Source organism: Streptomyces sparsogenes subsp. cuspidosporus (assembly GCF_039532705.1).
GTDB classification, from domain to species: Bacteria; Actinomycetota; Actinomycetes; order Streptomycetales; family Streptomycetaceae; genus Streptomyces; species Streptomyces sparsogenes.
The window spans coordinates 113622-126195 of record NZ_BAAASD010000023.1 but is presented as its reverse complement, the minus strand read 5'-3'; the positions used below and the strand labels follow the sequence as shown (position 1 = coordinate 126195).

Genomic DNA, 12574 nt, shown 5'->3' with positions numbered 1-12574 from the left:
GCCCGCGCCCCCGCCGCCGCGGCCCCCGCCGCCCCTGCCCCCGGCGGCGCCGGGCGCCTCGACCAGGCCCAGCTCGCCGGCCAGCCCCCACAGCGCCTGCTTGACGGCCGACTTGGCGTCCAGGTCCTGCATCCGGCCGGAGTCGACGGCCGGCTGCAGCTCCTTGTACCCGGCGGGGACCACCGTGCGGGCCATGCGGGTGCCCGTGGCGCGCTCGATCAGCTGGGGCTGGATCTCCGCGCTGCGGGTGTGGCGGTTGACGACGCCGACGGTGTCCTCAGCCTTGCGGATCTGCAACCGGTCCCAGAGCCGGACCATGCGCTTGGCGGCCCGCACCGCGACCACGTCGGGGGTGGTGACCAGCAGCGCGAGGTCCGCGACCTCGACGGTGGCCGCACCGGCCGAGGTCATCTGCGTGCCGCAGTCGACGATCACCACCTCGAAGCGTGACCGAAGCGCGCTGACGACCTGCCTGGCCGCGCGGTCGGTGACCTCCTCGCCGCGCTCGCCCTCCCCCGGCGCGAGCAGCAGCCCGAGGCCGGTCCCGTGGGTGAAGACCGCTTCCTGGAGGACGCGCGGGGTGATGTCGTTGATCTGCGCCAGGTCGGCGATCGACCGCCGGAACTGCACGTCGAGGTAGGAGGCGATGTCGCCGGACTGCAGGTCCATGTCGACGAGCGCGACCCTGCGGCCCGCGGCCTGCGCGGCCAGCGCGAGCTGGACGGCGGTGACCGTGGTGCCGACCCCGCCCTTGGCGCCGGCCACGGCGACCAGCTTCCCGCCGGGCCCGGTGGCGAGCGCGTCGCCGCCGCCCCCCAGGTGGCGCCGTACGCCGCTCGCCCACTGGGCGGCGGCCTGGACGCGGGCGGCCAGCTCGTCGTACGACAGCGGCAGCCCGGCGACACCGCGGGCGCCGGAGTCCATGGCGGCGGAGTACAGCGCGGGCCCGGCGTCCCCCGTCATCAGCACCACGCCCACCGCCGGGAAGCGCAGCGCTATCTCCCGGATGAGCTCGAGCGCGGGGGCCGGTCCGATGCGCTCATGGACCAGCACCACCTCCGGCAGGTCCTCCAGGGAGGCGGCGGCCAGCGCGGCGAGCGAGTCGAGCAGGCGGGTGGAGTCGCCGACCGGCGGGGCCGGTTCGACGCCGGGGAGCTGGCCGAGCAGCCCGCTGAGCGCGCGGGCGGCGTCGGCGTCGCCGACGGCCGGAAGGATTCTGATCGTCACCGGGGCACCGCCTCACTCATGGTCCCGCGGCGCGCCGCTGGTCGCCGCGCCGCTTGTCATTTGTCGCCGTCGAGGGTGTAGGTGCGGTCGCGGGGGGAGACGGTGTCGTCGTCACCGGGGGCGACGAGGGCGAGCCGTACGTGGGTGGCGAAGGACTCGGCGTACGCCACCCGCTGGGCGTCGCCGGTGTCCAGCGCGAAGGTGATGGGCACGGCCTTGTCGAGGCGCCGGCTGTCGTCCTGGTCCGGCTCCAGCGCGGTGAGCTTGCCGACGTCGATGACCTCCGCGCCCGCGACGATGAGCTTGGAGACGGGTTCGTCGTTGCGGCCCTTGCCCTCGAAGGTCGCGTAGATGTTCACCTTCGCCCCGGGGTTGATCTTGCCCGCGACGCCGGTCGCCGCGTCGATCATGATGGCGATCTCCTGCTGCCCCGCCTTGAGCGCCGGGCGCTCCACGATCATGTCGGCCTGGAGCAGCGAGCCCTTGCGCAGCGGGGTGACGGCGATCTTGCCGCGTACGTCGGCGAGGTCGGTGACGGCCGTTGACGGCAGCCATCGCTCCGGCATCGATATCTTCTCGAACTTGCCCGCGTCCAGCGCCTGGTAGGCCGGGACGTCCGCCTTGAGCTTGTACGCGGTGGTCTCGGGACCGACCTTCGACTCCACGTCGCGGATGACGGACAGCACTCCGGCGAACGCGCCACCGGCGCACAGGACCGACAGGAGCAGCAGGATGACTCCGCGGCGCTGGCGTGAATTCATGGAGCACAACCTCGTTGGGGAACGTTACCGGCTCGTCAGAGCGGGTCGCTGGGTCTCGGTCAGGGCAAGGATGTCATCGCCGCGCGGCACCGGCGCGGAGCAGAACGCGCAGCGGTCCCCGATGAGTTCGAAGCCGCACCAGTGGCAGTCCTCCCTGCGTACGGACGCCACCAGCTGGTAGAGGACGGAGAGGTCGGGGATGGCGGCGGCGAACTCGATCAGCTTGGGGGTGCCCCACCAGTGGGCCGACTCCTGCGGCAGCGGCACCTCCTGGGTGCCCTGCACGCCCCACGCGGGGGCGAGTCCGGCGCCCACCCAGTCGCCGCCCGCGTGGCCGTGGCCGTGGCTGTTGAGGTTGCCGCGGGCCACGGTGAGGTGGGTGGCGTATCCGGGGCCCGGCAGTGTGGCCTCGCCGCCCACCTTGACCAGCCGCGGGGTGGGGTGGGCGAGCACGGCGAACTGGGCCCCCGGCACCCAGGACTTGACGTGCGAGGTGAGGCTGACGGGCACCCGGTCCAGCTTGGCGACGCTGCCCAGGAGCGCGCCCGCGTGCACGTAGTGCGTCAGCAGGCGCGCGGCGCAGGCGAGCACGCCGGGGCTGAAGTCGCACACCGACAGCTGGCGCAGCTGACGGGCGACCACGGCGACGCCGAGCGGCGGGAGTTCGAGGGGCAGCAGCGCGATCCGGTCGCTCTCCAGGACCGACCGTACGGTGTGCAGCCGGCGGACGAAGGGCGCGGGGGTGGCCGCGGGGTAGACCACGACGAGATAGCCCTGCTGGTCGAGCAGGGCCGCGGTCTCGGCGAGCGCGTCGTCCAGCGGCTGGACGTCGGGCGGCATCAGCACGACGGCGGACGGGGTCTGGCCGTCGGGTGGCGGAAGCACCAGCTCCCGGCTGGTGACTGCTATCGCGGTGGGCACGTCGGCTACCCCGTCTCACGTCGGCGCCGGGGAGAGCGGCGGCCGCAGGTCGTTGCTGCTGTCCTGGTGCATCAGCACTTTATCCACGAAAGCCGCGTGAGAGAACAGTTCCCCTGGGTTACGGGCGCATGCGCGAACCCTTGACAACCCTATTGGTCTGGACCATTTTTGACGCCATACGGTGGCCGCCGTCCCCAGAGCTCCTCCTTCACCTCTTCCCCCACCGGAGGCAGTCGTGGACCGTGCCCCGATATCCGCCCGCAGGACGGTAAGACGCGCAAGACGCGGCGGACTCACCCGCTTCCTCTCCGCCGCCGCCGCGGCCGTGCTGGGGGCGACCGCCCTGGTCGCCCTCGGCGGCGGCACGGCCGGCGCGGCGGACGCCAACCTCGTGCAGAACCCGGGCTTCGAGTCCGGGCTGAGCGGCTGGACCTGCTCCGCCGCCTCCGGGGCCGCGGTCGCGAGCCCCGCGCGCAGCGGCTCCTCCGCCCTCAAGGCCACCCCCGCCGGGCAGGACAACGCCCGGTGCGCGCAGACCGTCGGCGTCAAGCCCGACTCCTCGTACACCCTCAGCGCGTGGGTGCAGGGCAGCTACGTCTACCTCGGCGCGAGCGGCACCGGCACGACGGACGTGTCGACCTGGACGCCGTCCGCGACCGGCTGGCAGCAGCTGACCACCAGCTTCAGGACCGGCCCGAACACCACCTCGGTGACCGTCTACACCCACGGCTGGTACGGCCAGCCCGCCTACTACGCCGACGACATCAGCCTCACCGGCCCCGGCGGCTCCACCCCCGGCGACCCCGTCCCGACCGCCCCCACCGGCCTGAGGACGGGCGCGGTCACCTCCTCGTCCGTCGCCCTGTCCTGGACCGCGGTCAGCGGCGCGACCGGCTACAACGTCTACCGGGACGGCACCAAGGTGCAGGCGGTCGGCGGCACCTCCGCGACGGTGACCGGGCTCGCCGCCTCCACCTCGTACCAGTTCCAGGTCACCGCGACCAACGCGGCAGGCGAGTCGCCCAGATCGGCGGCCGTCACCGGCACCACCTCGGCCGGCAGCGGCGGAGACGGCGGAACGGTGCCCAAGCACGCGGTCACCGGCTACTGGCAGAACTTCAACAACGGCGCGACCGTCCAGAAGATCAGCGATGTCCAGGACCAGTACGACATCATCGCGGTCGCCTTCGCCGACGCCACCGGCACCCCCGGCGCGGTCACCTTCAACCTCGACTCCGCCGGGCTCGGCGGCTACACGGTCGACCAGTTCAAGGCCGACATCAGGGCCAAACAGGCGGCGGGCAAGTCCGTCATCATCTCCATCGGCGGCCAGAACGGCACGGTCTCCGTCAACGACTCCGCCTCCGCGGCCAACTTCGCCGACTCCGTCTACGCGCTGATGCGGCAGTACGGCTTCGACGGCGTCGACATCGACCTGGAGAACGGCCTCAACGCCACCTACATGACGCAGGCCCTGCGCTCGCTCTCCGCCAAGGCCGGCTCGAAGCTCGTGATCACCATGGCCCCGCAGACGATCGACATGCAGTCCACGTCCAACGCCTACTTCCAGACCGCCCTCAACATCAAGGACATCCTCACCGTCGTCAACATGCAGTACTACAACAGCGGCTCCATGCTCGGCTGCGACGGCAAGGTCTACTCCCAGGGCTCGGTCGACTTCCTCACCGCCCTGGCCTGCATCCAGCTGGAGGGCGGCCTGTCCCCGTCCCAGGTCGGCCTCGGCCTGCCCGCCTCCACCCGCGGCGCGGGCAGCGGCTATGTGTCCCCGACGGTCGTCAACAACGCCCTGGACTGCCTGGCCCGGGGCACCGGCTGCGGCTCGTTCAAGCCCGCGAAGACCTATCCGGGCCTGCGCGGCGCCATGACCTGGTCGACCAACTGGGACGCGCTGGCGGGCAACGCCTGGTCCAGCGCGGTCGGGCCCAAGGTCCACGGCCTGCCGTAGCAGTCCCGCCCGGGCGCGACGGGCGCCGCCGGGCCTCAGGCGGCAGGCCCGCCGGCCGTCCGGCCCACCGGCCGGACGGCCCCACCGGCCGGAGCCCGCTTCCCCCGGGCTCCGGCCGCGGGCCGGTGACGCGGTCGGCGGTGGGCGACGGTGACGACCGCGAGCAGCCCGACCGTCAGGCCGACCGCGGTGACGGGGGTGAAGGGCTCGCCGAACATGACGGCTCCCCACACGGACGTGACCGGGGCCATCAGGAACATGAGCGCGTTCACCCGGGTGACGCCGACGCGCGCGAGGAGCGTCCAGTACAAGCCGTAACCGCCCAGCGTCGACAGGACGATGAGCCAGCCGGTCGCGATCCAGAACGGCGGGTCGGCCGGCGGCACCCCGCCGCCCGTGGCCAGGGCGAGCGCGGTGAAGACCACGGCGCTCGTCGTGCTGTGGACCGTCAGCCCGGTGAGGGGGCGGACCGGGGACGGGGAGCGCTGTTCGATGAAGGTCGCCGCCACCAGGCTCAGCATCCCGGCGAACGGCACGAGGTAGGCCCACCACGGCACGGATCCGTTGGCCGAGGCGTCCCCGAGGGTGACGACCAGCACGCCGAGGAAGCCGGTCACCAGGCCCAGCCACTGCCGCCGCGAGGTGGAGACGCCCAGCAGCGGGCCGACGAGGGCCGCCACGACCAGCGGCTGCATGCCGTCGATCAGGGCCGTCGTGCCGGTGTTCACACCGAGCTGGATCGCGGCGTAGACCGTGAGCAGATAGCCGCCCTGGGACAGGGCTCCGATCAGGGCCTGGCGCCCGAGCACCCGCCCGGGCGGACGGCCCCCGCGCTTCCGCGTCACCCGGGCGACGGGGAGCAGGACGGCGGCGAGGAGCAGAAAGCGCCACATCAGCAGCGTCGTCACGGGCGCGGCCCCGGCGCCGAGCTTGGCGCCGACGAACCCCGAGGCCCAGCACAGGACGAACAGCACCGACAGGACGACGGTCATCACGACACCTCCCGAGCTATACCGATCTGTATACCCGCACCCTCGGCTGACTATACAGATCGGTATAGACTCGCCTCATGGGAGAGGCGGTTGCGGAGATCGCGTGGACGCCGAAGGCGCGCACGATCCTGGAGGCGGCGTCGAGGCTGTTCTATGCACACGGCATCGCGGCGGTGGGCGTCGACCTGATCGCCGAAGAGGCCGGCGTGACCAAGAAGACGCTGTACGACCGCTTCGGCTCCAAGGAGCGGCTCGTCGTGGAATACCTGCGCCACCGGGACGAACGCTGGCGGGAGTTCCTGGACCACCGCCTCGACGAGACCCCCGACACGCCGGAGGCACGGCTCGCCGCCGTCTTCGACGCCTCCGCGTCCTGGATGCGGGACACCGGCGGCAAGGGGTGCGGCATGATCAACGCACACGCCGAGATCAGCGACCCGGCGCACCCCGCCCATCGGGTGATCGTCGACCAGAAGGCCTGGATGCTCGGCCTGTTCCGGCGCCTGTGCCGGGACGCCGGGCTCACCGCCCCCGAGAAGACGGCCCGCACCCTCATGCTGCTGCACGAGGGTGCTCTCGTGGCCCACGGCATCGGGGCCTTTCCGGGGGCGATCGACCACGCCAGGGACGCCGCGCTGGCGGTCTTCGGGCGCGCCCGCTGAGCCCGCCGGCTACCGCAGGCTGTCCAGCCAGCGCACGACGGCCGTGGTGGCCCGGACGTTGGAGCCCAGGTGGCGGGAGCCGTGGTAGTCGACCGCGCCGAGGTCGACGATGGGCGCGGCCACGCCGTGGCGGGCGAACGCCGCCCGGCAGTGGGCGGTGGTGGCGACGGTCGCCTGCTCGTCGTCGCGCGCCAGGTAGAGGCGGACCGGGGCCCGGGGCGCCCAGTCGCACACGTCGTCGGTGGTGCGCAGGGCGGCGGCCATCGGACCGGTGGGGTCGGAGAGCAGTTCGCGGCCGGGGCCGGTGAGCAGCTCGCCGACGGTGGCGGGGGTGCCCGCCATCAGCTCCGGGCCGGTGTGGGTACCGTCGAACAGCGCCTCGATCGTGTCGGCGTACGGGGCCTGGAACACCTCCTCGGGGCTGTCGTAGAGGTGGTGCAGCCGGTTGAAGGCGATCAGGGTGTAGGCCGCGTACAGGACGCTCGACTTGGGTTCGAGCTCACCGGCGAGCAGCGCGGGCAGCTCGGCGCCGCCGAAGTCGTACGCCCCGCTGACCGGGGCCAGCGCGCCCAGCCGGAACCGGCGGTCCTCGCCGGACTCCAGGGCCCGGGCGAGCCCCAGGGCGGCCGAGGCGCCCTGGGAGAAGCCGGTGACCGCCACGTCCCGGTCCAGGGTGCGGCCGGTGCCGGACACGAAGGCGCGGGCGGCGCGCAGCATGTCCAGGGACGCGGTGGTCTCGGAGGGGACGTCCATCCAGGGGTGCGGGCCGGGGCCGAGGCCCATGCCCAGGTAGTCGGGGGCGACGGCGGCGTATCCGGCGGAGGCGTAGGTGACCGGCGGCGCGGGCAGGAAGCCGCCCGTCTTCATGGACGGCGAGTCGTCCTTGTGGACGCCGGTGCCGTGGGTGAACGACACCGGGCGCAGCCGGCCCTCGTGGCCGCGCGGCAGGACCAGCAGGCCGCTGGCGGTGGTGGGGCGGCCGTGTGGGTCGACCGTGCGGTAGACCAGCCGGTACGCGTCGACGCCGTACCGGACGGTGCCGGGGTCGAACTCGGCGTCGGTCAGCCAGGTGGCGACGTCGCCGGGCTTCTCCAGCGTGTAGAGCAGCGTGTGGGACACCAGGGCGCCCCGGCCGGAGCGCGCGGCGTCGGCCGCCGTGCCGCCGGGGGCCGACGCCGCGGTGGCCTGGGCTCCGGTGGCCGCCGTACCGCCGGGAGTACCGGGGGCAGCGGCGAGGGCCGGGGCGGCGGATCCGGCCAGCAGCAGCGCGGCGCACAGCGCCGCCGCCCGGGCGCCGGTCCTCGGCCCCGGCCCGGCCTGGGCACGACCCGGTCGGGTGCGGCGTGGCGAGTTGAGCATGAGGTCCCCGTTTCTGTTCCTCGGTGATCAACGATGAGGACCTCAGCCTCGCGTGGGGCGCACCCTTCGCACACTGGTGCCGGCCCCCGGGTTCATGCTGCGCCCGGCCCCCGGTCCGGCCTCGGGAAAGCCTGTGGCCTGGCCGGGGCGGACCGGGGTCCGGGCGCGGAGGGGCTCAGGTGTTACGGCGTACGGGTCACGGCTTGGGCAGCTCACACCCCGCCAGGCTCAGGTTGATCTTGTTGCCCGCGGCCACGCACTTGGTGATGGAGTAGGTCTGCTGGGCGTAGTTGATGCCCTGGCGCACCGTCACCGTCCCGTTGGCGTCCACCTCGCACGGGTTGTTGAGGGTGCACCGCCCGCCGTCCTCGTTGCCCGTGTTGTTGATGGCGACGACCTTGCCGGTGGCGGAGTCCACGACGGGCGAGCCCGAGGTTCCCCCGATCGTGTTACACGCGGAGGTATAGCGGACCGAATCCTTCCAGGTCCATTCATCCTCTTTAAGACGGTAGACGAATCCGTCGATATTGCAGGAGTAGATCTTCTTCCAGTAGCCGGAGACCACATTGATCGCAGTGCCCTGGACCGGGTGGGTGTCCGCGAGCGGCAGCGCCTTGATGCCGTACCTCTGCTGGATCTGGGCGTACGTCGAGCTGAGCTGGTACAGCGACACATCGGTGTCGGTCATCGTCGCGTACGCGATCTTGGTGGCGCGGAGCGTGGCCACGCCGCTGCCCGAGCTGTTCAGCAGGGTGAAGCTCCGGGTGGACGCCCTGTCGACGATCACCTGTCCGGCGGACGGCATACCGGACTCCAGGCAGTGGCCGTTGGAGAGCACGAACGCGAGGTCGCTGTCGGCCGAGTTCGGCATCCGCACCACCGAGCCGGAGCAGTTGCTCAGCGCCACGGTGCCCGCGAAGTCGACGGCCTTGGCCTTGGGCGTGTCGGTGGCGGCCGCGGCCGGGGCGACACCCGCGGTGGCGAGTCCCGCGCCGCCGAGCAGCAGCGCCGAGAGGGCGCCGATGAGAGGTCTGCGCATGTGGTTCCCCTCACTTGACGAGGCTCCGCACCGGATCGCGACGGATCGCGTCGGAGGCGGCCCGGACCGGAGCCTTTCGAATGTTCCTTCGGCTTCGACCATTTCCCACCCTTGACCGTGTCATGCGCATGGCCGAACACTGGCGCAGCAGTCGCTCGCCTCTCACCACCCCACAGGAGATTTCATGCGACTTCGCATCCGCGGCAGACGGGCCACCGCCCTCACCGCCCTGCTGACCCTCGCCCTCGCGGCGCCCGTCGCGGCCCAGGCCGACGGCTCGGGCTCCGCGTCCCGGGCGGCCGCCTCCTCGGCCGGCACCTCGGCCGACGAGAGCGTGCGGCAGTACGAGATCGCGGGCCCCGCCACCCCGGCCCAGCGCGGCGCCGTCGCCGCCACCGGCGTGTCGATCGACGAGGTGGACGCCCGCTCCGTCGTGGTCACCGCCGACGCGGCTCAGGCCCGCAAGCTGCGCTCCCTCGGCTACCGGCTCAGCCCCCTGGCCACCCCGCCGGCCCGCACCGGCGGCCGGGCCGTGCGGCCCTTCGACTTCCCCTCCGCGGACTCGAAGTACCACAACTACGCCGAGGCCACGACCGAGATCAACAACGCGGTCGCCAAGTACCCGAACATCCTGAGCAAGCGGGTCATCGGCAAGTCGTACGAGGGCCGCGACATCGTGGCGCTCAAGATCAGCGACAACGTGGCCACCGACGAGTCCGAGCCCGAGGTGCTCTTCACCGCCCACCAGCACGCCCGCGAGCACCTCACCGTCGAGATGGCCCTCTACCTGGTGCGCGAGTTCACCCAGGGCTACGGCAGCGACTCCCGGGTCACCGGCCTGGTCAACAGCCGGGAGATCTGGATCATCCCGGACGTGAACCCGGACGGCGGCGAGTACGACATCGCCACCGGCTCCTACCGGAGCTGGCGCAAGAACCGCCAGCCCAACTCCGGCTCCTCCAACGTCGGCACCGACCTCAACCGCAACTGGGACTACAAGTGGGGCTGCTGCGGCGGCTCCTCCGGCTCCACCGGCTCGGAGACCTACCGCGGCCCCAGAGCCGAGTCCGCCCCCGAGGTCAAGGTCGTCGCGGACTTCGCGCGCAGCCGGGTCGTCGGCGGCAAGCAGCAGATCAAGGCGGCCATCGACTTCCACACCTACAGCGAGCTGGTGCTGTGGCCGTTCGGCTGGACGTACAACGAAACCACCACCGGCATGACGCGGGACGACTACGACGCCTTCGCCGCGGTCGGCAAGAAGATGGCCGCGAGCAACGGCTACACCCCCGAGCAGTCGAGCGACCTCTACATCACGGACGGGGCGATCGACGACTGGCTGTGGGGCGCCCAGAAGGTCTTCGCGTACACCTTCGAGATGTACCCGACCTCCAGCGGCGCGGGCGGCTTCTACCCGCCCGACGAGGTGATCGAGCGGGAGACCGCCCGTAACCGCGACGCGGTGCTCCAACTCCTGGAGAACGCGGACTGCATGTACCGCTCCATCGGCAAGCAGGCGCAGTACTGCTCCTGAGCCGGGGCCGTACGGCATGACACGACGCGGGCGGCCGTCCCGGCGGGGAATCCGCCGGGACGGCCGCCCGCGGACGGTGCGCCTACGGCCGCACCGCCACCGCGTCCACCTCGAACAGCATCCCCGGCAGCGCGAGCGAGGCCACACCGCTCAGTGTCTGGGCCGGCAGCCTGTCGCCGAAGCGGGCGTGCAGCGCCTTGCCGAGGATCTCCAGCTTCTCGAGGTCGTGGTCGACGATGAAGGTGCCGAGGCGGACCACGTGCTCGTACCGGAGGCCGACCCCCTCCAGCGCCGACCGCAGCCGGTCGAAGGCCAGGTCCACCTGGGTGGCGAAGTCACCGGGGACGGGAGCGCCGGTGGCGTCGGAGGCGTACTGGCCGCCGATGAAGACGAGTTCACCAGGTGCCGAGACGGCGTGACTGTAGCCGAACGGTGTCGGGTCGTGGAGGGCCGGCGGGTTGGTGATCGTACGCTGATCATTGGTCATGCCTGTTCCAATGTCGCACGCCGGCCCGCTTGTTCCGCCGGTACTAGATCACCAGGCTCAGCAGCCCCGCGACCACGAAACCCGCCACCGACAGCACCGACTCCAGCACCGTCCATGACTTGAGCGTGTCGCGCTCCGAGATGCCGAAGTACTTGGCGACCATCCAGAAGCCGCCGTCGTTGACGTGCGAGGCGAAGATCGAGCCCGCCGAGATGGCCATGATGACGAGCGCCAGGTGGGCCTGCGAGTAGTGGCCCTCGGTCAGCATCGGGGAGACGATGCCCGCCGTGGTGACGATCGCGACCGTCGCCGAGCCCTGTGCGACGCGCAGCACCACCGAGATCAGCCAGGCCAGCAGGATGACCGGAAGGCCCGCGCTGTCGAAGGCGTCGGCGAGGGCCTGGGCCACCCCGCTGCCCTTGAGGACGGCGCCGAAGACCCCGCCCGCGCCGACGACCAGCAGGATGTTGCCGATCGGCTTGAGGGAGGCGGTGGAGACGGTCTCCAGGGACTTGCGGGACCAGCCGCGGCGGATGCCCAGCAGGTAGTAGGCGAGCAGCAGGGCGATGGTCAGTGCCACGAAGGGGTGGCCGAAGAACTCGATCACCGAGCGGCCGGTGCTGGGGTCCAGGGCGATGGAGGAGAACGTCGCGCAGAGGATGAGGACCAGCGGGGTGCCGATGATGGCGAGGACGGTGCCGACCGGCACCGGCCGCTCCGCCGGGGTGGTGCCCGCCGCGCGCTGTTCGGCGGCGACGGCCTGCTTGGCCTCCTCGGCCGCCTCGACCATGTCCTGCGGGACGGGGACGAAGAGGCGGTTGCCGATCCACGCGGCGTACGCCCAGGCGGCGAGCACGGAGGGGACGCCGACGAGGATGCCCATCAGGATGACCCAGCCCAGGTCGACGTGGAGCAGTCCGGCCGCGGCCACCGGGCCGGGGTGCGGGGGCAGGAAGGCGTGGGTCATGGACAGGCCGGCCAGCAGCGGCATCGCGTACAGCACGATCGACTTGCCGCTGCGCTTGGCCGCCGCGTAGACGATCGGCGCCAGGACGAAGATGCCGACGTCGAAGAAGACGGGTATGCCGAAGATCAGACCGGTCAGGCCCATCGCGAGCGGGGCGCGCTTCTCGCCGAAGAGGCCGAGCAGCCGGGAGCTCAACGCCTCGGCGCCGCCGGAGACTTCGAGGATCGCGCCGAGCATGGTGCCCAGGCCGATGATGATGGCTATGTGGCCGAGGATGCCGCCCATGCCGGACTCGATGAGCGAGACGGCGTCGGACCGCTGGACCGTGCCGAAGAGTTCGGTGACCGACAGGCCGGCGGCCAGGCCCACCGCGATGGACACGGCCAGCAGGGCCACGAAGGGCTGGAGCCGCGCCTTGATGATGAGGAAGAGCAGCAGCGCGATCCCGAGGGCGGCGACGGTCAGCAGACCGGCGGTGCCGTCGATGATCGCGAGGAGACCACCGGTGTGGGGTGGGGTCTCGGCAGCGGGGGCGGCCGCGAGCAGCATGGGGAACTCCGGTTTCCGGGTAGGGGGTGGCGCCGCACGGCGGGGGGCCGCGTGCGCGGGGGGAACGGGGATGGCGGCGGGGGTTCAGAGCGCTGTGTCCGACGACTGTGCGG

At 72.1% G+C, this 12574-nt stretch carries 11 protein-coding genes; 3 read left to right on the top strand and 8 right to left on the bottom strand.

All coding sequences use genetic code 11. The annotated features are described in order from the left end of the window. From ABFY07_RS25200 to ABFY07_RS25190, 3 genes are all read right to left on the bottom strand, one after another. On the bottom strand, window positions 1-1227 hold a 1227-nt coding region (locus ABFY07_RS25200; RefSeq protein ID WP_346176666.1), incomplete at its 3' end, for a CpaE/TadZ family protein. A 56-nt stretch (window positions 1228-1283) separates the two neighbouring features. Beyond that, window positions 1284-1988, bottom strand: a complete 705-nt coding sequence (cpaB, locus tag ABFY07_RS25195; RefSeq protein WP_346176665.1) for a Flp pilus assembly protein CpaB — start codon at window positions 1986-1988, stop codon at window positions 1284-1286. A gap of 24 nt (window positions 1989-2012) precedes the next feature. After that, the gene (locus tag ABFY07_RS25190) at window positions 2013-2909 is read right to left on the bottom strand and encodes a hypothetical protein (RefSeq protein ID WP_346176664.1); all 897 of its coding nucleotides are present in this window, start codon (window positions 2907-2909) and stop codon (window positions 2013-2015) included. 235 nt (window positions 2910-3144) lie between these two features. Here ABFY07_RS25190 and ABFY07_RS25185 point away from each other — a divergent pair, with 235 nt between their 5' ends. Then, a complete protein-coding gene (locus ABFY07_RS25185; protein WP_428837001.1) occupies window positions 3145-4875 on the top strand; it encodes a chitinase in 1731 nt (576 codons plus the stop codon). Window positions 4876-4910: 35 nt separating this feature from the next. On the opposite strand, the gene ABFY07_RS25180 is transcribed toward ABFY07_RS25185, so the two are convergent. After that, on the bottom strand, window positions 4911-5867 hold the full coding sequence (locus ABFY07_RS25180) for a DMT family transporter (protein ID WP_346176663.1): 957 nt from the start codon (window positions 5865-5867) through the stop codon (window positions 4911-4913). A 77-nt stretch (window positions 5868-5944) separates the two neighbouring features. Here ABFY07_RS25180 and ABFY07_RS25175 point away from each other — a divergent pair, with 77 nt between their 5' ends. Further along, complete coding sequence (locus tag ABFY07_RS25175) at window positions 5945-6529, top strand: TetR/AcrR family transcriptional regulator (protein WP_346176662.1); 585 nt, start codon at window positions 5945-5947, stop codon at window positions 6527-6529. Between the two features lie 9 nt (window positions 6530-6538). Here the strand turns inward: ABFY07_RS25175 and ABFY07_RS25170 are convergent, their stop codons facing one another. Further along, window positions 6539-7888, bottom strand: a complete 1350-nt coding sequence (locus tag ABFY07_RS25170) for an alpha/beta hydrolase family protein (protein WP_346176661.1) — start codon at window positions 7886-7888, stop codon at window positions 6539-6541. 196 nt (window positions 7889-8084) lie between these two features. Then, window positions 8085-8927 (bottom strand): S1 family peptidase, encoded by an 843-nt coding sequence (locus ABFY07_RS25165; protein ID WP_346176660.1) that lies wholly within the window; start codon window positions 8925-8927, stop codon window positions 8085-8087. Between the two features lie 184 nt (window positions 8928-9111). On the opposite strand from ABFY07_RS25165, the gene ABFY07_RS25160 reads away from it, so the two are divergent. Next, complete coding sequence (locus ABFY07_RS25160; RefSeq protein ID WP_346176659.1) at window positions 9112-10458, top strand: M14 family metallopeptidase; 1347 nt, start codon at window positions 9112-9114, stop codon at window positions 10456-10458. Between the two features lie 82 nt (window positions 10459-10540). On the opposite strand, the gene ABFY07_RS25155 is transcribed toward ABFY07_RS25160, so the two are convergent. Both ABFY07_RS25155 and ABFY07_RS25150 read right to left on the bottom strand, forming a co-directional pair. After that, window positions 10541-10945, bottom strand: coding sequence for a RidA family protein (locus ABFY07_RS25155; protein WP_346176658.1), 405 nt, complete (start codon window positions 10943-10945; stop codon window positions 10541-10543). Window positions 10946-10988: 43 nt separating this feature from the next. Next, complete coding sequence (locus tag ABFY07_RS25150) at window positions 10989-12461, bottom strand: GntP family permease (protein ID WP_346176657.1); 1473 nt, start codon at window positions 12459-12461, stop codon at window positions 10989-10991. Window positions 12462-12574 lie beyond the last annotated feature (113 nt).

What these genes read in the sequence shown, in the direction of transcription:
- cpaB (WP_346176665.1), bottom strand. Translation starts at nt 1,988, where the DNA reads ATGAATTCACGCCAGCGCCGCGGAGTCATCCTGCTGCTCCTGTCGGTC.
- ABFY07_RS25180 (WP_346176663.1), bottom strand. Translation starts at nt 5,867, where the DNA reads ATGACCGTCGTCCTGTCGGTGCTGTTCGTCCTGTGCTGGGCCTCGGGG.
- ABFY07_RS25175 (WP_346176662.1), top strand. Translation starts at nt 5,945, where the DNA reads ATGGGAGAGGCGGTTGCGGAGATCGCGTGGACGCCGAAGGCGCGCACG.
- ABFY07_RS25170 (WP_346176661.1), bottom strand. Translation starts at nt 7,888, where the DNA reads ATGCTCAACTCGCCACGCCGCACCCGACCGGGTCGTGCCCAGGCCGGG.
- ABFY07_RS25165 (WP_346176660.1), bottom strand. Translation starts at nt 8,927, where the DNA reads ATGCGCAGACCTCTCATCGGCGCCCTCTCGGCGCTGCTGCTCGGCGGC.
- ABFY07_RS25160 (WP_346176659.1), top strand. Translation starts at nt 9,112, where the DNA reads ATGCGACTTCGCATCCGCGGCAGACGGGCCACCGCCCTCACCGCCCTG.
- ABFY07_RS25155 (WP_346176658.1), bottom strand. Translation starts at nt 10,945, where the DNA reads ATGACCAATGATCAGCGTACGATCACCAACCCGCCGGCCCTCCACGAC.
- ABFY07_RS25150 (WP_346176657.1), bottom strand. Translation starts at nt 12,461, where the DNA reads ATGCTGCTCGCGGCCGCCCCCGCTGCCGAGACCCCACCCCACACCGGT.